This is a genomic window from Fulvivirga sp. AWR4_260 (assembly GCF_056158185.1).
Map to the genome: position 1 here is coordinate 1,246,124 of NZ_JBSWSU010000015.1, position 20,159 is coordinate 1,266,282.

The window sequence follows — 20,159 nt, forward strand, 5'->3', positions numbered from 1 at the left end:
CAGAGTATTACGGTGTATGGTTAATATTGTATTGGTGCTGCTGTAGCAAACTATTTGATTGATAAACAAAGTTAATCTTTCCACTGTAATTTTTTCCTGTAAACTTTTCTGCAATTAACTCCTCCACAGCGTTTTTCATCATGCTTAGCTTGCCAGAATCTTCCATAATATTATGCTTCAGTCTGAGTATGACAGATATGTACAGGCTGTTGGCCTGCTTGTCGGTTAGGTTGTACACTTTAACGTCTGCCGTGAAATTTTGCTGAAAATGGTCTTCAAGAATTGATGCTAGCGCATTTGAGCTTGTGGGGGTGTAAGCGCTTTCATTCAATGTTGGTTCGCTAAATGAATTCGATTGTAAAGTCAGTATAGGGTAGGTGAGCGTAAATATCAAGCCATATGAAATGACGAAGGCCAGTATTATCAATATTGGATTGTTGTTTTTTTCGCGTTCTGGCTCATAGGTTACTACTTCTGTGCCAGCTACTCGGTCACCGAGCCTTCTGTTAGGCGTGCTCAGTGTTATAATCACCTCCAGAGGCCATATCATAATAAATAAATTTCTTACCAAACATTTTAGGGGAGAAGCAACTTTGCCAGTTTTGTAGTCGATTACCTGGTGCTTTAAGGCTCTTTTGCCTATACTTCTACCCCCAAAGCTATCTTTACAGATATATAGGCTAAAGCCTAAAATCATAAAGTAGAAAGCCTTGCCAAAGATATCAGAAGGCATAGGATTGTGTGTAACTTCAAATGCAGTAATAAATACGGGTATCATAGAAGGAATTATAATAATGCTTGAAAGCATGGTCATAGCAAAATGATCAATAAGCATTGATCCAATTCTATCTCCTGTATTTAGATTTCTAGTCATATTGAATAGTGTGTTGGTTTTGGTGAAAGGGGGGTATGTGAAGTAATAATAATATTAATTGATGAATTTTGTATAATTTCTAGGTGAAATTGTTGTAATAACTAAGTGTGGTAAACAGAAGTACTAAAGAAAATGAACGAACAGACGATAGAGTATAGAAGGAGGCTGAATGATATTTTTAAGTATATAGAAGATCATTTGGATAGTGATTTATCATTAGAGGTGATAGCTTCTATTGCTTCATTTTCTCCATTTCATTTTCATAGAATTTTTAAAACCATTACCAAAGAGACTTTAAATGAGTATGTTGTTAGAAAACGTGTTGAAAAGGGAGCAGCTTATTTAGTTAGAAACGAAGAAATGTCCATTACATCAATAGCTCATGTTTTGGGTTTTACTGATAACTCGTCCTTTACTCGATCTTTTAGGAAATTTTATCAGCTCAGTCCATCAGATTTTCGGATTCAAAATAAAAGTAAGTATAGCAAGATTGGTCAACAGCCGAGCAATTACGAAGCCTACCTTAGTATCATTGATAATTTAAAAAACTGGTTTGATATGAATTTAACTACAGAGGTGAAGCAGCTGGAAGCCATGGAAGTGGCCTATGTTTCTTGTATAGGTGAGGGAGACATCAAAAATGGTTATGATAGGTTGTTACTATGGGCAGGGGCGCATCAATTGCTTACAAATGATGCTAAAATGGTTACCATCTATCATGATAGCTTTAAGATTACCGATGCCCATAAAGTAAGGATGAGCGCTGGCATAGTTTTAACTTCCCCTATAAAACCAGAGGGTGAGGTCGGACTTACTACAATTGCATCAGGTAAGTATATTATTGGGCATGGTGAGCTAGGCCTAGATGAATTTGAAAATAGCTGGACAGCGCTATTTATGTGGATGAACGATAATGGTTATATCAAGGCAGAGTCAGATCCATATGAAGTGCACTATAATGATTTCAATACCCACCCAGATAAAAAGTGTATTGTAGATTTATGCATTCCTGTTAAGTAATATATAAATAGGCAGTACCAGTTTGTGAAGAATGATAAACTACATTGTTTAGCCGGCCTATGTGGGTGTGCCTACGGGTTTATTACGTATGAAAAAGTAATTGTTATTACTGGTGATTAAAGCTTGAAATTCAATGAATTACCAAGGTATTTGCTTTCAGGAGGTAATTCATTGAATGATTAGGAGCTGTACCTATTTGATTTTTCTAAACTCATTATTAAAAAATGCAAGTTGGTATGCTATGGCATTAGCCCAAAAATCCCATGTATGTCCACCAGGGCTGGAAGTAAATCGGTGTGGAATATTGTTGTGTAGTAATTTATGATGTAAAGCTACATTTACATCATAAAAGAAGTCACTAGTGCCACATTCTATTGTGAGGGCTAGTGAGTTAGGGGTTAGCAGGTGCGTCATTTCTATTACACTATTTTTGTCCCATCGTTCGGGGTATTCTGCATATGAGCCGAGTAGTGCGGTCAAGTCCCAGTTGTTGGGGAAAGGGCGCAGATCTACACCTCCGCTCATGCTGCCGGCACTTGCATATACCTCCTGATGTTTAAAGGCTAGATATAAGGCTCCATGTCCACCCATGCTTAAACCAGTGATAGCTCGTCCTTCCTTTTTCTTTATGGTGCTGTAGTTTTTATCTACATAGCTTACCAGTTCTGAAGCTATGTAGGTTTCAAATTTTGAATTTTCTTTTACAGGGCTGTTGATGTACCAGCTGCCGTAGTTACCATCAGCACAGACTAGAATTATGTTATAGTAATCTGATAAATCTTTGATTTTTGGTGCATTGGTTACCCATTCTTTATAATTACCCGAGTAGCCATGGAGAAGATATACTACGGGATATTTTTTGTTTTTGTTATAGCTTTTTGGGGTTATGATTACGGCATTAATATCTTTATTCATGGCCTTGCTATGAGTGGTAACGGTATCGACCTCTGCCGCCCAAGTACAAGAAGATATCAATAATAAGATGAATAGGTGTTTAAGAAATAACTTCATTTTACTTTGTTTATGTTCAATAAATAAACTCATAGGTGAAAGGTTTATGTGCCAATTGTTATTACCTCTACATTTAGGAGCTGATGTTGTGGTTAATCCGTTATTGCTCTTTTAATGAACTGATGCTGATGTGTTTTAACGGAATAAAGCTACTTAGTAAATACGATAGCAAAGTGTATTTAATTTTAGCCAAAGTAGTAGGTTTATCAGATGAAAGTTAAAGCTTTATTTTGGTATAATGTGGATGTTTATTAAATGTTCTTCGGGCCGATTCATTTCATAAATCATATTTGTGATTTGGCTCATGTTGTTTTTCCACATTTGTCTTATTTCAGGAAACCTAGCGGTTTGATAAACCCCCATTTTGGTAGGTAAGAATCCCTCTTTATTATAATTAGCCATGTCAAACGCTTTTTGTGAATCATTAAATAGAAGGCCTTTTGGTTTTAAGAAATTGAACTGCACCCAATAATATTGGCGTAGTTTGTTTTCTATTTCAGCTCTTAGGTCGTTTAGGTGCATAATGTTTTTAGCCTGTTTGTATTGTGGTGTGGCGGATAATAGCGCTATGTTTATGCCTTTTTCTAAGCTGAAAGAAGAAACGGTAGTAATGGCCTCATTATCAATATTTAGTTGGTATAGGCCTGGGCGTAGGTTTTTAACTACTATTAGCTCTTGGTCAAATTCTTTAATGAAAGGGTATACCAATGAAGCTTCGGATTGTTTTTGAGGGTTGCCCCACATTGAAGATACCGAGTCGATAGGGAAGGGCAAGGCATTTGCCTTGTATGAATAGGTAACACTGGTGTTACTATGCGTTTTAAGTTTAACTTTTGCATTTACTGATTTTAATACCTTTCCATTGTTGGCATCTATTTCTATATCACTGATAGGAGTATTGGCTAGTCCTTGTGCTTTCAGGAAAAGTGCCGCCATGATTAGGTGCCCTGGTTTGCCCGGGTGAATACGATCGGGACCAGTTATGGTATAGCTGCTGTCTGTGGCCTGTTCGCGCTTAGTTATGGCTAACATAGGATGGTAAATGTCTAAAAAAGCCCATTTTTGGTCATTGGCTATGCTTTTTTGAAAAGCTATGATTTCTTCCATAGCCTCCTGTTTGCCTTTAAAATTATTACTGCCTTCTATTTCTGCAGTATAATCAAAAGGAGAAGAAGTCATTATGATTGGGCGTATATTGGGGTGGTTCTTAAATTTGACAACTAAATTTTTGAAGTGTTTTAATGAATTGCCAATGCGTTGCTGGGCTGTTTGTTGCGCATCTTCTTTCCAAAACTCAAAATAACCACTGTCATTCATGCCAAAAGAGAGTACAACATGTGTTGGGTTTTGACTTAATACATCGACCTCGAAACGAGCATTCATCAGCTCTGCGGTATCCCCACCAATGCCATTGTTGAATATAGTTATGTGCCTATCAGGAAAGTGAGTCAAATAATATAGCCAGATATAATTTTCATAAAATCCGGCCTCAGTAATGCTGTTGCCCAAAAAGGATATACGATCACCATTTTTAAATGACGGTATGCTTTGTGAGTAAACACTTTGAGCTATTAAGGAGCATAATATTATAAAGAATAATTTTTGTGACATGAGTATTTGGTGTCTTATACATAAGAGGGCGTGCAGCTCCATACCTCACTCTTTTATGACGTATTTACTTATTTCATTATTCGTAGATTAAATAATGTTATGGCGCACATTTACTGTTAAACCCTTTTATGTACTGTTAAATTATGAAAATCAACTTTCTTTTTTTTCAAATTATTACGACTTTTAGTGCACCCATATTCTTAGATTATTACAATGTTTCACAAAACCCAAGTTAATCCTATCACACAATAATTTTCAATAAAACCTAAACCTTATGTTACAAAAAACCTATGCGAAGGGCAGGATGTTATTACTAATTCTGCTTCAGTTCGCTATTTGGCCTGTTTATGGTCAAATCTCGTGGCCCCAAGGGCAATTGTTACCCAGTTTTCCTGCTACGGCACAAACGCAAGACCTCTTTATTCTACGCGATGAGGGACTTGGATGGGAAGCTGAAGGACCTAATTTTGGTCATAATACTGGTCATAATGATGGTGATGGTTGGTTGTGTCAAGTAAATGTAGACGCGGCTAATCAACACATGCTTTATGGACCTTATGTTAATAATATTCCTGCAGGTGGTAACACTGTTCATTTCAGGATTAAAATTGACAACAATACGGCAAATAATGAAGCTATGGTGACTGTCGATGTGCGCGATGCTACCACAGGTCAGGAGTTAGCTAGCCGGGTTATCAATAGACAAGATTTCAATAGTGTTGATTATAATACTTTTGATCTGGGTTTTAATGTGCCCGCAGATGGTCATTCATTAGAATTTCGAGTGTTTTGGCACGGTGGAGCTTACATTAAAGTAGATAGAGTATGGGTAGACCGTAGCCAATCTACTGACGAAATGATTCTTTTCGCCTCTTTAAAAGGTATTGTGAATAAGAAACAGCCTCGTTTGTTTTCTTATGAAGGAGATGCCTTTGCTGAGGGTAAACACGCTTGGTTAAATTCACTTGGCCTTGGTTATAACGAATATAACAACAAGTGGGATTTAGTAAGTAAGTATCTTAACGAGATAGAGGGTATTATCGTTTATGATAACAGCCAGCCACAGACTATCAACTTAGCCACCACTATTGCAGGGTCTCGTAATGCCTTAATTGTAGCACCTTCTTTGGTAAATAAACTGACTTCAGCACCTTATAATTTACCAGTAGTAATGGATATGAGGGGACAGTTTAGTAGCAAATTGGATGTGTACGAAAGAATGTACAACGATTATTGGCCAAATATTGATAAGCGTATTTTAATAGGTTTAGCACCTCGTATTCATACTGCTGCTTTAAGGGAGTATGCAGTAGCTATGGGTGCAGCAGTAGTATGGTTAGATCCAAAGGTATCTGGCGAAAGCGAAATGCTAAACAGGTTTTTAGCTTCTATGCCTGATGGTGCCAACTACATGGGCTGGTGGCCTGAAGAAGGACCTGGTGTAGAAAGAGCCTCCAATTATGGTGTGGCTACAATTGCCAGTGATTGGTCTACTAACCTTACTGTGCATAGTGGTATGCCACGTACTGTAAATGTAAAACCAGCGCCAGCTAAACCTGCTTTAGAAAATAAGCTTTATGTAGCATTTATTTTAAGTGATGGAGATAACCTTCAGTATGTAGAGCACCTTATGCGAAAGCTGTGGGCTAACCCTGATAGAGGTAGTGTGCCAATGGGCTGGACGCTTTCTCCGGCTATGTTAGATGCCATGCCGGGCGCATTAAACTATTATTACGAAACTGCCTCTGATAATGATAACCTTATTTCAGGTCCTTCTGGCTATGGTTATACATACCCTAACTTTTGGCCTGATGCTAATGCGCTCAATCGCTTTATGCAAACCACCGAAGATTATAATACTAGGGCTGGTTTTAGAGTGGTTACAGTGTGGAATACCATCACTGGTGGTATAGATCAAAATGTAGGACAGGCCTTTGCCACTTATGCCCCTTCTACTTTAGGACTAACGGCTCAAAATACAGGCGGAGGATTGTCTATTTATAACAATAGTATGCCAGGAATGGCTCTTAGCTGTAATTATTGTACTAATGAGCAAGCCATTAAAGATCATATTGGATATGCTTCTGAAGGGTGGGATGGTAACTCACCAAGGTTTATAATTATACAGGCTCAGCCTTGGCAAGGAGTAACACCTACTAGTTTTAAAAATGTAGCTAATTCATTGAATGGCAATTATAAAGTAGTGCGCCCCGACCATATATTCCAATTAATAAGAGAGCGTCATGGATTGGTGGTAGACCCAAATAGTGATTTGCCTACTCCACCTGAAGGTTATTCGGCATGGAGGTCGCACAACTTTTCGAGTAGGTATATCAGACATGCGGCATCAAGAGGTAGAATAGATGCTAACATAGCTCCAAAAGAAGATGCATATTGGAAAATGGTGCCCGGTCTTGCTGGAGCAGGTGTTTCATTCCAATCAAGAAATTACCCAGATCGTTATTTGAGGCATCGTGGAGGAGAGGTATGGTTAGATACTTACGAAGAGTCTGATGGTTATAAGCAAGATGCTACATTCTACGTGCGCGGAGGTTTGGCTGATGGTGCTAAGCAGTCTTTCGAAGCTTTTAATATTCCTGGTGCTTATATACGTCATCGTGATTCTGAATTATATGTAGAGGGGATAACTAGTGATTTAGCCCGACAAGATGCTACTTTTATGCAAGTAGGAGGAAGTAATTTAGGGTCTTCCACATTCATAGAAGCAGAAAGCTTCACCAGCATGTCGGGTATAGAGATCGAAAGCTGTTCAGAAGGAGGTAGCAATGTAGCTTATGTCGATACAGGAGATTGGATGGCTTATGCTAACATCAACTTTCCTACTTCGGGTACTTACACTATAGAATATAGAGTAGCCAGCGAAACTGGTGGAGGCGTAATTTCTACTGACTTAAATGCCGGTTCTATTGTGCTAGGTACTGTCAATGTAAATTCTACCGGTGGATGGCAAAATTGGACTACAGTTTCGCATACTGTCAATGTAAATGCAGGAACTTATTCTCTTGGTATTTACGCCCAAACAGGTGGTTTTAATTTAAATTGGATCAGGGTGACAGGTAGTCAAGGTGCTAGTGCAAGGGTAGTAGGAGAAGCCTTAAGCGAAACGGAAGGTGATTTGGTGGTATACCCTAACCCTATTACTAACCAACTAAGTATACATGGTTTAAATAGTAAAACAGAAGTTATTGTATATGATCTTTCTGGTGCTTTAATAAAACAAACCACGGTGAATGTAGGTGAAGCAATAGATATGAGTGCTTACAAAACCGGAACTTATTTGGTGAAGATAAATACTGAAAATGGACCTGTAGTGAAAAGGTTTATTAAACAGTAAGGATTGGATAATCAATATTAAAATAAAAAAGCTGCCATTTCTGGCAGCTTTTTTATTTTAATCACAATTTTGGTTGTAAAATGAAGTGATTTCGAATAAATCTTTCTTTTTAAAAGTTTTGTTATTTATAGCTTCTATAAGAGCTGGACACTCTGTTAGGAAATTTTTGATGTCTTTTTTGAATCCTTTTTTTTTGCTTTTATGTAAAGGTTCATCTCCTCTTTGAAAGTAATAATCGTGACTGATGGCATTATCGTTGTTGCCATTATAAACGTATGCATTTGCAAAATAATAATGCGAAAATAATTTCAGTTCGCCATCAACTTCTAATTTTAAAAATACCGACCCCCTTTCTTCATTGATTTTTCTTGAGAGTAAGCGAATAGTTTCTCCATTAAACTCGAACCTCACCTCATCAGCATCTGAACTTTGAAGTCTGTGTTTGGTTTGATCGCTGTCAAAATATTTTATTGCAAATTCCATTTGAGCATAGTTAGGTTCATTTTTAAGAAACCGTTTAGGTATTCTTAGGGTAACCTCTTGAGTTTTCCCTCCTTTAATAATTTGCCCTTTAATTTTGTCAGCATACGTTTGAATCGCGAATACTGAACTCAATAGAATAGTAAACAATAATTTTTTCATTAATTCAATTTCTTTTTTTTGTGAAATTAATAATTATATGAATAAATCATTCTTATATATTTCTTTTTTAATTATTGATTTAATTTTTTGCAATTATAGCATTGAGAAATAGTTGTTTAGGTTAACTCTTCCTGTTCATTGCTAACCCAGAAAACAACAAGCCCATGCCGGTAAGGAAAGGACCATACATTATTACATACACACGGCCAGAATTCATAATGCCAGTGTAAGTGCCAATAGTTAAAATAGCTCCAATGGCAATTAGGGTAATGCCTATGTATATTAATTGTTTGCCTTTATTGTTGTTCTCTTGAAGGTGTAGGCGTTTTTGAAGATCATTGTCAACCAACCTTATTATAATTCTAATTTCCTCTTCAGGAACATTGTTAGCTTCCAGTTCTTTACGAACTTGATCTATTTGGAAACCGGGCTGTTGTGACTGATGAAGATAGTGATCAATTATTTTCGCTCTACTCATTTTAAAAGCAGTTTAGATTTTATGTGTGTTAAAATAGTAAAATAAAGTGATTGTTAATATTATTTCATTCTTTCTGAGTCTTTTGATCAACTGCTGTTCAATTTAGAGCTTAACTAACATCAATAGACTTTGTGGAAACTGATGGGGTGTTTTAATTATTCATCATTTTTTTGCCAGTCTATTTGTTGCGTTTTATTTGATGTCAATATGCCGGTGGCTAAGGGGCTTTCTTTTTTAGTCTCCTTGTGATAAGATCGATATTTCATTTGATCTCCATCTTTTTCAAGTTTTAAAAACCGTTTTTTCTTAAATAAGCCAGGCTTTTTTGATACCATAGTAATAGTGTCAGCCTTATAAATGAAGGAGTATAATTTAACTTTACTTGGTTTAACCTTTAGTTTGTTTCCATCCTTATCATGTGCTATTACACCCTTCTGCATTTCGTGGTAATCCAACGATTCTGTAAATACGTTATAGGGTATTTCAAGTATTACAGTAGCTTTTTTATTGGATGATTCGCAAGTGCCCGTCCTAAAAATAGTAGCCTCATCCACAGCTGGCATGAAAAGGCTCTTAAAAAAGGCGATTAGTATAAATTGTTTCATAATACTTTTTAAGTGAGTCATTTGTTGTAAATCTTAAGCAAGACTACAATATTGTATCAAATTAAAAATTATCTTAAATCAATTAAGGAAAAAATGGTGTTAATCCATGTGTAAAGTGTCAGGTGTTCTAAATGCAGTTAGGTGGCGTGGGATTGCTCTTGTCATTTTTTATCGTCTAGTCCATTTTAGTGATTGAAAACCATTAGTAATTGAGATAAAAATAACGCAGGGGTTGAGGGTTGTTGCTTTGGTCTCACGAACCAATTGGCATTTGCAAACAATGGTTGATGTATGTTATAATTTGAGCGAGTAGATAGGGAAGTTCCATTAACCACTAAAAAATAAATATACATTAGGGATAATAGGAAGTGAGCACTCTAACAATTTGTTGATAGTGAGAAAAAGAGCAGCCTCAGAAAAGAAACTCATTTTGAGGCTGCTCAGTAAGCTATTGTTTGAAGAATATTTTTTCAGTAATTACTTTCTTGCTACCAGTAGTGGTAATGGAAATAATATATAATCCATCATGGCTAAAGGTTGAAGTTTTGATTTTAAAAGTGTTTAACCCGTAGCTTAAATTATACTTTTCTGTTAAAACTGTTTTTCCTTGCAGATCAGTTATTTCTAAATTCATCAATTGGTTTTTATTATCTTTTTCATTGAAATAAGTGATAGAAAACTCATCTGAAGTAGGGTTAGGGTATGGTTTTATCAATTGATTGCTCGCATTATTACTGTCTGCCTTCGGAGACTGGCTTATTGCACTTCCTACGGGAGCTTCTATAAGTTCAAAAATCCATTGCTGGGCATTTGTACCGTTGTCTTCCCAAATTCTAATGTTGGTTCCATTTTCATCAGTACCATCAGCTACATCTATGCACCTATCAGATGATTCGGGCTTTATTTTATAAATGTTGTCATATAAGTGTATAATTCTCCATCGTTTTTGGTATTCACCATCATAAGTCCAAATCTGAATATTCTCACCGTTAGCATCATTGCCAGCATTAAGGTCTAGCGCTTTGTCGGTGGTATGTTGTGGCACGAGCTTATAAATACCGTTGCTAATGGCGGATACCTGCCACCTTTGGTTGCTGCCGTTGAGGTCGTCCCACAGGTGAACGTTGGCTCCAGCATCGGGGCTTATTCCTGCCACGTCTATACAACGGTGGGCGGGTAGGTTAGATTTTATTTCATAAATGCCATTGTTAATTAGCGTGTTGTTGGTGGTGCTAAAATCCATATATGTGGTGAGGTAATCTCCATTTTCACATATAACAGTAACTGTAGCAGTATAATTAGTGCCAGGTTGAAGATCATATAAATCAGTTTCAGTACCTGTAAGTCCAGAGGGGCCAAGTATCCAAGTGCCATCGGCTTTATCTTGGTAATAAATATAATAACTGCTAGCTGCTGCACTGGCATTCCATGATAAATGCACGGAAGTGTTGGTGATGTTACTGGCTGTATAATTTTCCGGGGCACTACATTGTTCTGTTTGTGGCTCGCCCAGGTCTACTTCGTATATGCCTCTACCATAAGTTGCAGCTCTTAACTTCATTTGGGCATAATTAATATGCAGGTCATTAATAGTGGTGTGTGGCAGACTTTCTCCGTACACTTGCCAGCTACTCATATTATTGTCTTTATAGAAAACGCCAAAATCAGTTCCGATATACAGCATATCATTGGTGCTATTTTGATATACAATACTATGAACGGGTATGTTAGGTAAGTTGGCAGAGATATTTGTCCAGGTTTGACCCGCATTGGTAGATTTGAAAACCTTATTGCCATTGGCAAATTGAGAACAGGTTACGTATACCACATTGGCATTATTAGGGTTAACACAAATATCACTTATTTCTTGATCGAAATAGCTTTCACTCCAGCTGCTACCTCCATTGGTGGTGTAATGTAGGGTGCGACTCTGAGCTGTGTAGATATAATTGGAGTTAGATGGAGCAACAGCGATGGTGCGGCAGGCATTCCAATAATCATTGGCAGCCGCAAAATCCGGGCTTATTTTTGTCCAGCTGTCGCCTCGGTTGGTTGATTTATATACAGCATGGTAAGCTACTATTATATTATTAGCGTTATTAGGATCAAGTACGTAAGGTATTACCCACCAAGAGGTAACATTATCATTGGGCTTTACTTCCGTAAAATTTCGCCATCCATTTGTGGTTCTGATGATGGCCGGAGAAGGATTGTAGTTAGAGTAGGCAACATCAGCATTTCTGGGGTCTATGGCTTGTGTGCCAGCATCGCCACCGTTGGTGTTTATCCATTGCATATTAGCCAGTCTTCTCGAACCTCCATTGTCTTGAGAGCCCACATCTACTATGCTGCCATCAGTGGAGCTGGCTGCTGAATAATACTGAGGAATAACAAGGCCATTGCTTAGCCGAGACCATTGGTTAGAGTTTTCATTATACTTATCTATACCGCCATCGTTACAAGAGAAAATAGCTCCGGTAAGCGGGTGGGTAAAACTGTTTCTATGGTCGGCATGTACTTCCGCTACGGATCCACTGGCGCAGCACCAGTCTCCTATCTGATACCAGCTTTGTCCATTGTTGTCGGTACGAAAGAAATCTACAGCTCCACCAAAAATTATATTATCATTAAAATCAGAAATGACTAATGTTTCGGGGGTATCAGGAGGTAAGGCGGCCTGTGTCCATGTATTACCTGCGTTAGATGAGGTGTATATGGCAGAATGAGACCATATGAGTATTTTGTTGGCGTTAGCTTTTGTTACATCCAAATGGGCGATGCCATTATTGGGCAGTGTAGGGGCGTTGCCTACCGCAGCAAATGAGCTACCTTGGTTTGTGCTTTGGTATAGCTTTCGGTTAAGCATAGCATAAACGGTATTACTATTGTCAGTTTTAAACTCTATATCGGTGCACCTCGATGAACTTATTCTTGACCAAGAGCTACCAGCATTTGATGACCGATACAGTCCTTGGCTCGTAGCTGCGAATATTATTGATGAATTAGAAGGTAGTATTTTCAAATCGTAAAAGCTTACCTGATCTTCTAGGTTTCTGATTAAGCCTGTTGGGTTCCATGTGGCGCCACCATCGGTAGATTTGTATACGCCCATGCCTATCCCACCAGTATGGTCTCCGGTGCATATATAAAGGGTGGAAGGATTGTTATTATCAATAGCGAGTGCACCAGCACCTAAAAATGGTAATTCATCACCTAGAGGTTGATAAGATTGACCTCCGTTGGTGGTTTTCCAAACACCTCCAGTTTGTCCACAAACATAAAATATATCGGGATTAGTGGGGTGAAATGTGATCCAGCTTGTACGGCCCATACCATAATAACCTCCTGCATTGGTGGTGCGAGATATGTTTTTCCATGAATTGCTAGCCGTTCTCGAAGATTTTTTCTTGCTAACAAGGCGTTGAAATGTTTGGTAACTTTCATTTAACTCATTGCCGCTGGGCAAAGTGCCATCGGGGTTAATATGGGAGTTCATGTACCATTCCCATCTTCGGTATTTGTTGTATTCATTTTCCTGAATAGGGGTTACGTTACGTGTGCGACTGTAAATACTGATGTTTTCTTTTTTCTCTTCCTCTATCTCTTCAGAAAACTCTTTTCTGATTTTAAAGAAGTTGGCTTTAGGGGCTAACATTTCATCTTTCCAGTGATCTTCATCTTCTTGAGCCATACTGATATTGCCAGTGAACAATATAAGTATCAAAAGGGCATAAAGCCTGTACACAATAAAGCTATTGTTAGTCATGAGGGTTTAGGTTGTTTTAAGTAGTTAATTAATTTAAAAATGAAACTGAAAGGTAGCGTATTTTGAGAGGTTGGGCTTGTGCTATTGTCCCAAAAGCTTGTATTAATGTCTTATGTTAGTGTCTATTTGTTTCTGTAAAAGGATTTTACTTCACATTTACCTACATCCGCGTCAGATTCGGATACTTTTTCTTATGAGGCGATCCTCAACTTTGTTGAAAGAAAAAAACGAAGTATATGAAAATTATAATCACCGGATCGTTAGGTCATATCAGCAGGCCTTTAGTGCAATCACTTTTGGATAAAAAACATGATGTAACCGTTATTAGTAGTAATCAAGAAAGAGTAAAAGAAATAGGAACATTAGGAGCAAAGGCTTTAATAGGCTCTTTGGAAGATAAGGATTTTGTGGCAGGTGCTTTTAAAGGAGCTGATGTAGTTTATACTATGGTGCCGCCAAATAACTACTTTAATCCTGAGTTGGATTTGCTGTCATATTACACCACATTAGGTGAAAATTATCATTATGCCATTGAGGTCAATGCCATTAAGTTTGTGGTTAATTTAAGTAGCATTGGCGCACATATGCAAGAAGGTAATGGCATATTGAAAGGGGTGTATCAGGTGGAACAAGCGTTAAACGGCCTTTCTAAGCAAGTGAATATTACTCATATCCGACCAATGGCGTTTTATTATAACTTGTATGGTTTTGTAGATATGATTAAGCAAACCGGCACTATCATGGCTAATTATGGAGCCGATGATGTGCTGCATTGGGTATCTCCATTAGATATTGCAAGCGCTGTGGAGGAGGAAATAATGAATGCCCGAGAGGGAAGACATATGCGCTATGTGGTGAGTGATACACGTACAGGAAATGAAACTGCCAAGGTAATTGGAGCGACTATTGGAGTGCCAGAATTAACTTGGAAAATAATATCTGGTGAAGAGATGTTGAAGGGGTTAGTAGCTGTTGGAATGAATGAGGAAATAGCAGCAGGGTTGGTAGAAATGTATGCCAGAATGCATGATGGTACATTAGAAGCCGATTTTCAGAAGCATAAACCTTTGTTTGGCAAGGTGAAGTTAGAGGAGTTTGCTAAAGAGTTTGCTGCAGCATTTTAACTGCATAATGTTAAAGTATAAAAAGAAGTAGAGGATGGAAGAATTAAGGCCACGAAGAGTGAAAACTATCACTGAAATGCACGCATTGAGAAGTATGCCCAAACCTGAGCATCCTTTAATTAGCATTATTAATTTTGATGAAGCTCAGGATTATGATATCGCAGATGCCAATGCTATTGTGCAGGATTTTTATTCCATAGCTTTAAAAAGAACTACCAATGCTACTTTGAAATACGGTCAGCAGCAATATGATTTTGATGAAGGAGTGATGTTTTTTATTGCTCCTAATCAAGTTTATGCTATAGAGACCGATGGTAAAATACAACATACAGGGTGGGTAATGATGATTCACCCTGATTTTTTATGGAATACACCATTGGCAAGGAAAATGACTAAAAGTGATTTTTTTAGTTATTCGGTGCATGAGGCGCTTTATCTAAGTGCTAGAGAAGAGCAGGTGATTGTTAACCTTTTCTCTACTATTCATCAGGAATATTGTACTAATATTGATCAGTTTAGTCAAGATATAATTATTGCTCAAATAGAAGTGCTGCTCAACTATTCTGATCGATTTTATAACCGCCAGTTTCTTACTCGCAAGATCACTAACCATAAAATTTTAGAGAGATTTGAGCTTATTTTAGCAGATCAGTTTAAAAACGATGAGCTATTGAAAAATGGATTGCCGGTTGTGCAACAAATAGCCTCTGAACTTGGTGTTTCGACCAGTTATTTAAGTAGAATACTAAAGATGCTGACCGGTAAAACTACACAGCAGCATATACAGGCAAAGGTTATAGACGTAGCGAAGGAAAAGCTTAGTACTACTGATCTATCGGTAAGCGAGATTGCTTATGATTTAGGTTTTGAGCACGCACAATCATTCAATAAACTCTTCAAGGCAAGAACCAAGCAGTCTCCATTAGAGTTTAGAAGAGCTTTTAATTAAGGGGGGAGATTCATCTATGTTGAATGTTATATCTTTTATGTATTCATCATCCGTTACGGAAAAACTCTTTACCCCTTCAGGTAGATAAAATTGCCCTAAGTAATCGGTTTTAAAAGTATCGGTTTTTGTTTTAATTGTAAATTGATTATTGTATCCTATGGCTGCAACAAATCCATTAGAGTCACTGTAATAAAAGTACAATTCTTCAATTGATTTAGTTAGGTCCTTCATTAATAATGACGTAGAATCAATAAGTCGCTTTCTCAACAATAGCTCTAAAATGAGTTTATTTTCAATTGTATGAGTGGACCAATGGACGGATTTCAACCAAGGATGTGATTTTAATGAATCTACATTAGATAATTGAATATCAATAATCTCACCATTTATATCATATTGTTTTTTAAATGAATTTGTGATTAAGTTATTCATGGAGTCGTAGTTTTGGCTGAGTTGAGTGGCCCTTTTTAAATTTTCAGCCAAAGATTTTGGGTTGCCCCTTTTTAAGTATTCTGCCTTTAAATTTAATAAACGTTTTGTAATGCTGTCCTGAGCTAGTACTTTTTGAATTTTGGATATTTGATGATAATCATCAAGGATTTCCTTTGAATTCTGCGTTTTGCATGAAATAATTAGGGCTAAACTAAGGTATGTTAATAGTATTTTATTCATAGCTTACTTTTTTGGTATCAATGTTTATCCACTTTGTCTTAAATCTTGATTTATAAAAATCGAGAGAGTCACAAAAAGCAGAGTTGGAGGTTTCAAAGAATACCTTATCAATAAAGCCAAGTTTGTATTTATCAGGACTGGAAAGAGAACGAAATAGGTGTATTTGGTTGGTGAAATGTAAGGAACAAAAACTGACTTTATAAAGTGACTCCAGTAAACACTGTGATTTAATATATTTAATTAAAATTTTGTCATTGCAATTGTTTTTCAATGAATCAATTAAATTTTTTGGGGTGGTTGCTTTTAGCTTATTAATAGATGTGGTTGAGCAAAATGAGCTGTCATTCTGTAAATATAAATTGTAGGCTTTTTCTAGCTCAATTAAATCTTGTTTTCTTAAGCCTGTGCCTTGAACTGTGCCCATTATTTCTAACATGTATTTATCATTTAAGTCATCGTAGTAGTCTTCATAATATTTGTTTAAATCAATTAATTGGTTGAAATAAATTTCATCAGAGCTTGGTGAGCAGCTAAGGACGATTATACTCAGCACAATAATTGATGCTACATTTTTGATATTCATTACTATATAACGTATTGACACGTTTTTCAATGTACAGAAATGATAATTAAAAAGCTGCTATATGAGCAGCTTTTTAAATGTTAGTTAATCATATAGATGTGTGTATGAGGCTACAGGCCTATAAAAACCACGATTGATTTTTAAACTAGGTGTTTCCGCAATATCATTATCTAATTGTTCTGAATATATTGGATCATTCACTGCTCCAATCCACGCATTGTAAGATTGCCATTTTGCAACATTAATTAGCTGAAATTTGCTGTTGGGTAATATGGATTGATACAAGTTAGCTGAAATATGGCCTGGCATTTGGTCCATGACTTTTGAGCGGTTTTTCCAGCTTTCTATAAATGTATCAACATCCTTATTTTCAATTTCAAATACATTGATAAATGTAAATGGCGCCTCAGGATTTTTTACATTTGGATCTCTTTCAGTAGCCATATTACTCGCCTTTAGGTGTTCCAAAATCGTCTTTTACGTCATCGTAAGTAACATCTTTCCATCTGTCAGAGAAAAGGTTGTACGCACCTGTTCCCATATATACTCCATGACAAAAGGCAATTCTATCAAAGTCGTAGTTTAATAATTTGTGTACAGAGTTGACCTCGGTTTCTACATTTTCAAAATTAGGAGGTAGCTCCATGTTGCTGTGCAGGTTGGTTACAGCATCTCCTATAAATAATAATTTATTTTTTTTGTAAAATATAGCTTTGGTGTCCTAAGCAATGACCTGGCGTGGCCACCACAGTTATGCCTCCCGCCAAAGGTATGATGTCACCATCTTTGGTTTTGTGCTGCACATCAGCTTGCATAAAGGGTGCTAAGTTCTTATAAATTGATCCGTCTTTTTGGTATACCGTGCGGTAGTCTACATCTTCATCTTCCAATATGGGTGCATCAATGGCGCTCATCCATATTTCAGCATTGCTGATGTCCTGCAAAACTCCTGCATTACCAAAATGGTCGGGGTGTGCATGAGTTATTAATAAATGATCTACATCTTTTGGATCTATGCCCATTTGCATCAAGCCCTTAAGTAGAATGTTACCATCACTATCAGTAGTACCAGGCATGCCCGTATCTATAACTATAATTCCATCTTTATCATCCTTTATAACATAGGCATGTACAAAGTCTAGCAAAATTTGGTGTACCCCACTTTCTATTTCTTTAATTTCTAACTCAGGAGCATTGGGGTTAGGGCTAACTGTAGTGTTGTCATCGTCATCATTACAAGCAGTAAACAAAAACACTGCCGCTGTAATCATCATTAATAATTTTTTCATCGTATCTAGTTTTTTACAAAATTGCTGATGCGGTGAAACTTATATAAGGTTAGGATTTCGGAGATAATGTTCTAAATGTCAGATATTTGGTCATTTATTTTAAAGTCAATCAAGCTTTAGCTACTTCATGAATGGCTGATGCTTTGCCTCTTTCAGAGAAAAAGACTAGAAAAGAATGATATTTAATAAGAGCAACAAGTAAAGAAATAATAGCCATCCACTATTTTCAGCGTTACCACACGAAAGAGGATGAAAACTTTGTACCTTTGATTTTTACAAAATTAACCATGTAAATAGAGGTGTGATGAGAAGTAGGACGTTAGACGATTTTTATAGAGACACTTTCAAAGATCATGAGGGCGAACTAAGTAAGCTTTTGCCATCAGGTATCACTAAAGATATTGGTCATTTTAATGTTTTTGATATTGCTACTACCATAAGGGAGGTGATGAAGAAATCTGGAATGCCTTATGATAGAAGATCATACTATAAAATAAGTCTAATACGGGGTAGAAGCAGGGCAGAATATGCAGATAAAGTGGTTGAGATAAAGGAACGTGCGCTATTATTTGCAACTCCTAAGGTTCCATATCGCTGGGTGCCAGAAGATGATATGTCGGGCTCTTTTTGTGTGTTTACAGATGAATTTTTGCTAAAAAATAAGAGCGGAATAGTACTTGATGAACTTCCTATTTTTAAGTCAGGAGGATATCCTGTTTTTGAAATTACCAAGCAGGAAGAGGAAGAAATGACTTATATTTTCAATAAAATGCAGAAGGAAATCAGTTCAGATTATGAATTTAAATATGATTTGCTTCGCAATTATGTAATGGAATTGATTCATTATGGACAGAAATTACAACCTGCTAGCTTGCTCCATGCCCAATCTACAGCCTCGTCTAGAATTACTTCATTGTTTATAGAATTATTAGAACGTCAATTTCCTATTGAAACTACATCTCAACGCTTGGCGTTACGAACAGCTAATGAATACGCAGAAAGGTTAGCAGTGCATGTTAATCATTTAAATCGGGTACTGAAGGATAGTACTGGTAAAACAACTACCGAGTTAATTAAAGGTAGAATTTTGCAAGAGGCTAAAGTGCTACTTAAGCAAACTGACTGGAGTGTTTCTGAAATTTCGTATAGTTTAGGCTTCGAGGAAGTAGCTCATTTTTCTAATTTCTTTAAAAAATTCGCGTTCTTAACTCCATTGGCATTCAGGTCTTAGTTATTGTTTGATTTGCGCAAACTACTGTTTGATACGTGCAAACCCGAGCATAGGTGCTGTCACTAGCTTTGCATTAAATAATTAAACAAAACAAAGATGACAATGAGTAGTAAAATAGCACTTATAACCGGAGGAAGCAGAGGTTTAGGCAGAGACATGGCACTTAGTTTAGCCAATGATGGCGTAGATGTTGTTATCACTTATAATAGCAGCAAAGAAAAAGCCGATGACGTAGTGAAGGAAATCCAAGCATTGGGGAGAAAAGCATTTGCTGTTCAGCTTAATACTGGCGACTTAAAGTCTTTTGATGCCTTCTTTAAAACGGTAACGGATCACTTGAAGGAAAATACAGGCAGTTCCAATTTTGACTTTCTTATCAATAATGGAGGTACTTCACTTTACTCTCCATTTGCAGAAACCACAGAAGAGCAGTTTGATCAAGCTTTAAATGTACATTATAAAGGCGTTTATTTTTTAACACAGAAAGCTCTTCCTTTTATTAATGATGGAGGAAGAATCATTAACATATCTTCGGGGCTTACCAGAGTTTCCGTGCCGGGCTCATCTGCTTACGGATCTATTAAAGGAGCTGTAGAGGTGATGACGAAGTATATGGCGCTAGAGTTAGGCGCTAGGCAAATTACTGTTAACGTAATAGCCCCAGGAGCTATTGAAACAGATTTTGGTAACGGACATTTAAGAAATGATAAAAATCTTCAGGAATATATGAAAAGTGTAACGGCCTTAGGACGAACAGGTAAGGCTGAAGATATTGGAGGTGTAGTGGCGTTTCTTTGTTCCGAGAGGTCGGGCTGGGTTAACGGTCAGCGCATCGAAGTGGCAGGTGGTATGTTTTTGTAATATTGAAGTAAACCATAACTGTATAAGAAGGAGCAGTATCGATTGGTGCTGCTCTTTTATTTTTTAGGGATAATACTATTCTTGTATT

18 protein-coding genes are annotated in these 20,159 nt (G+C 37.0%); 6 read left to right on the forward strand and 12 right to left on the reverse strand.

Translation table 11 applies throughout. From position 1 onward, the window contains the following. Positions 1 to 7: 7 nt before the first annotated feature. A complete protein-coding gene (locus tag ACXACQ_RS11875; RefSeq protein ID WP_474976162.1) occupies positions 8 to 874 on the reverse strand; it encodes an RDD family protein in 867 nt (288 codons plus the stop codon). 132 nt (positions 875 to 1,006) lie between these two features. Between ACXACQ_RS11875 and ACXACQ_RS11880 the strand changes: the two genes are divergently transcribed. Next, on the forward strand, positions 1,007 to 1,894 hold the full coding sequence (locus tag ACXACQ_RS11880) for an AraC family transcriptional regulator (protein WP_474976163.1): 888 nt from the start codon (positions 1,007 to 1,009) through the stop codon (positions 1,892 to 1,894). A 192-nt stretch (positions 1,895 to 2,086) separates the two neighbouring features. Here ACXACQ_RS11880 and ACXACQ_RS11885 read toward each other — a convergent pair whose 3' ends face one another. Next, complete coding sequence (locus tag ACXACQ_RS11885) at positions 2,087 to 2,905, reverse strand: alpha/beta hydrolase (protein ID WP_474976164.1); 819 nt, start codon at positions 2,903 to 2,905, stop codon at positions 2,087 to 2,089. Between the two features lie 225 nt (positions 2,906 to 3,130). Further along, positions 3,131 to 4,516 (reverse strand): SGNH/GDSL hydrolase family protein, encoded by a 1,386-nt coding sequence (locus tag ACXACQ_RS11890; RefSeq protein WP_474976165.1) that lies wholly within the window; start codon positions 4,514 to 4,516, stop codon positions 3,131 to 3,133. Between the two features lie 274 nt (positions 4,517 to 4,790). Here ACXACQ_RS11890 and ACXACQ_RS11895 point away from each other — a divergent pair, with 274 nt between their 5' ends. Beyond that, on the forward strand, positions 4,791 to 7,871 hold the full coding sequence (locus ACXACQ_RS11895) for an AbfB domain-containing protein (RefSeq protein ID WP_474976166.1): 3,081 nt from the start codon (positions 4,791 to 4,793) through the stop codon (positions 7,869 to 7,871). 57 nt (positions 7,872 to 7,928) lie between these two features. Here the strand turns inward: ACXACQ_RS11895 and ACXACQ_RS11900 are convergent, their stop codons facing one another. The 4 genes from ACXACQ_RS11900 to ACXACQ_RS11915 form a co-directional block, all read right to left on the reverse strand. Then, the gene (locus ACXACQ_RS11900; RefSeq protein ID WP_474976167.1) at positions 7,929 to 8,513 is read right to left on the reverse strand and encodes a hypothetical protein; all 585 of its coding nucleotides are present in this window, start codon (positions 8,511 to 8,513) and stop codon (positions 7,929 to 7,931) included. 121 nt (positions 8,514 to 8,634) lie between these two features. Next, positions 8,635 to 8,991: a hypothetical protein gene (locus ACXACQ_RS11905; RefSeq protein ID WP_474976168.1), complete on the reverse strand. Its 357-nt coding sequence runs from the start codon at positions 8,989 to 8,991 to the stop codon at positions 8,635 to 8,637. A 155-nt stretch (positions 8,992 to 9,146) separates the two neighbouring features. Continuing rightward, a complete protein-coding gene (locus ACXACQ_RS11910) occupies positions 9,147 to 9,596 on the reverse strand; it encodes a hypothetical protein (RefSeq protein WP_474976169.1) in 450 nt (149 codons plus the stop codon). Positions 9,597 to 10,044: 448 nt separating this feature from the next. Then, complete coding sequence (locus tag ACXACQ_RS11915; protein ID WP_474976170.1) at positions 10,045 to 13,362, reverse strand: VPS10 domain-containing protein; 3,318 nt, start codon at positions 13,360 to 13,362, stop codon at positions 10,045 to 10,047. A gap of 236 nt (positions 13,363 to 13,598) precedes the next feature. Between ACXACQ_RS11915 and ACXACQ_RS11920 the strand changes: the two genes are divergently transcribed. Both ACXACQ_RS11920 and ACXACQ_RS11925 read left to right on the forward strand, forming a co-directional pair. Next, a complete protein-coding gene (locus ACXACQ_RS11920) occupies positions 13,599 to 14,486 on the forward strand; it encodes an NmrA family NAD(P)-binding protein (RefSeq protein WP_474976171.1) in 888 nt (295 codons plus the stop codon). 34 nt (positions 14,487 to 14,520) lie between these two features. Further along, a complete protein-coding gene (locus tag ACXACQ_RS11925) occupies positions 14,521 to 15,435 on the forward strand; it encodes a helix-turn-helix domain-containing protein (protein ID WP_474976172.1) in 915 nt (304 codons plus the stop codon). Here the strand turns inward: ACXACQ_RS11925 and ACXACQ_RS11930 are convergent. From ACXACQ_RS11930 to ACXACQ_RS11950, 5 genes are all read right to left on the reverse strand, one after another. After that, positions 15,409 to 16,107, reverse strand: a complete 699-nt coding sequence (locus tag ACXACQ_RS11930) for a hypothetical protein (protein ID WP_474976173.1) — start codon at positions 16,105 to 16,107, stop codon at positions 15,409 to 15,411. The genes ACXACQ_RS11925 and ACXACQ_RS11930 overlap by 27 nt on opposite strands. Then, complete coding sequence (locus ACXACQ_RS11935) at positions 16,100 to 16,690, reverse strand: hypothetical protein (protein ID WP_474976174.1); 591 nt, start codon at positions 16,688 to 16,690, stop codon at positions 16,100 to 16,102. The genes ACXACQ_RS11930 and ACXACQ_RS11935 overlap by 8 nt, the downstream gene beginning before the upstream one ends. An 84-nt stretch (positions 16,691 to 16,774) precedes the next feature. Beyond that, entirely contained in the window at positions 16,775 to 17,134 is a 360-nt protein-coding gene (locus ACXACQ_RS11940; protein WP_474976175.1) for an antibiotic biosynthesis monooxygenase family protein, read from the reverse strand. 1 nt (position 17,135) lies between these two features. Then, positions 17,136 to 17,336: a hypothetical protein gene (locus ACXACQ_RS11945; RefSeq protein WP_474976176.1), complete on the reverse strand. Its 201-nt coding sequence runs from the start codon at positions 17,334 to 17,336 to the stop codon at positions 17,136 to 17,138. 43 nt (positions 17,337 to 17,379) lie between these two features. Continuing rightward, positions 17,380 to 17,979: an MBL fold metallo-hydrolase gene (locus ACXACQ_RS11950; protein ID WP_474976177.1), complete on the reverse strand. Its 600-nt coding sequence runs from the start codon at positions 17,977 to 17,979 to the stop codon at positions 17,380 to 17,382. A 304-nt stretch (positions 17,980 to 18,283) separates the two neighbouring features. Here ACXACQ_RS11950 and ACXACQ_RS11955 point away from each other — a divergent pair, with 304 nt between their 5' ends. Together ACXACQ_RS11955 and ACXACQ_RS11960 are read left to right on the forward strand one after the other, a co-directional pair. Further along, positions 18,284 to 19,210, forward strand: a complete 927-nt coding sequence (locus tag ACXACQ_RS11955) for a helix-turn-helix domain-containing protein (protein ID WP_474976178.1) — start codon at positions 18,284 to 18,286, stop codon at positions 19,208 to 19,210. A 102-nt stretch (positions 19,211 to 19,312) separates the two neighbouring features. After that, positions 19,313 to 20,071 carry an SDR family NAD(P)-dependent oxidoreductase gene (locus tag ACXACQ_RS11960; protein ID WP_474976179.1) on the forward strand — a complete coding sequence of 253 codons (759 nt, stop codon included), beginning with the start codon at positions 19,313 to 19,315 and terminating at the stop codon, positions 20,069 to 20,071. Positions 20,072 to 20,159 lie beyond the last annotated feature (88 nt).

Coding starts and splice junctions, on each gene's coding strand:
- ACXACQ_RS11875 (WP_474976162.1), bottom strand. CDS start 874: ATGACTAGAAATCTAAATACAGGAGATAGAATTGGATCAATGCTTATT.
- ACXACQ_RS11880 (WP_474976163.1), top strand. CDS start 1,007: ATGAACGAACAGACGATAGAGTATAGAAGGAGGCTGAATGATATTTTT.
- ACXACQ_RS11885 (WP_474976164.1), bottom strand. CDS start 2,905: ATGAAGTTATTTCTTAAACACCTATTCATCTTATTATTGATATCTTCT.
- ACXACQ_RS11890 (WP_474976165.1), bottom strand. CDS start 4,516: ATGTCACAAAAATTATTCTTTATAATATTATGCTCCTTAATAGCTCAA.
- ACXACQ_RS11895 (WP_474976166.1), top strand. CDS start 4,791: ATGTTACAAAAAACCTATGCGAAGGGCAGGATGTTATTACTAATTCTG.
- ACXACQ_RS11900 (WP_474976167.1), bottom strand. CDS start 8,513: ATGAAAAAATTATTGTTTACTATTCTATTGAGTTCAGTATTCGCGATT.
- ACXACQ_RS11905 (WP_474976168.1), bottom strand. CDS start 8,991: ATGAGTAGAGCGAAAATAATTGATCACTATCTTCATCAGTCACAACAG.
- ACXACQ_RS11910 (WP_474976169.1), bottom strand. CDS start 9,596: ATGAAACAATTTATACTAATCGCCTTTTTTAAGAGCCTTTTCATGCCA.
- ACXACQ_RS11915 (WP_474976170.1), bottom strand. CDS start 13,362: ATGACTAACAATAGCTTTATTGTGTACAGGCTTTATGCCCTTTTGATA.
- ACXACQ_RS11920 (WP_474976171.1), top strand. CDS start 13,599: ATGAAAATTATAATCACCGGATCGTTAGGTCATATCAGCAGGCCTTTA.
- ACXACQ_RS11925 (WP_474976172.1), top strand. CDS start 14,521: ATGGAAGAATTAAGGCCACGAAGAGTGAAAACTATCACTGAAATGCAC.
- ACXACQ_RS11930 (WP_474976173.1), bottom strand. CDS start 16,107: ATGAATAAAATACTATTAACATACCTTAGTTTAGCCCTAATTATTTCA.
- ACXACQ_RS11935 (WP_474976174.1), bottom strand. CDS start 16,690: ATGAATATCAAAAATGTAGCATCAATTATTGTGCTGAGTATAATCGTC.
- ACXACQ_RS11940 (WP_474976175.1), bottom strand. CDS start 17,134: ATGGCTACTGAAAGAGATCCAAATGTAAAAAATCCTGAGGCGCCATTT.
- ACXACQ_RS11945 (WP_474976176.1), bottom strand. CDS start 17,336: ATGGAGCTACCTCCTAATTTTGAAAATGTAGAAACCGAGGTCAACTCT.
- ACXACQ_RS11950 (WP_474976177.1), bottom strand. CDS start 17,979: ATGAAAAAATTATTAATGATGATTACAGCGGCAGTGTTTTTGTTTACT.
- ACXACQ_RS11955 (WP_474976178.1), top strand. CDS start 18,284: ATGAGAAGTAGGACGTTAGACGATTTTTATAGAGACACTTTCAAAGAT.
- ACXACQ_RS11960 (WP_474976179.1), top strand. CDS start 19,313: ATGAGTAGTAAAATAGCACTTATAACCGGAGGAAGCAGAGGTTTAGGC.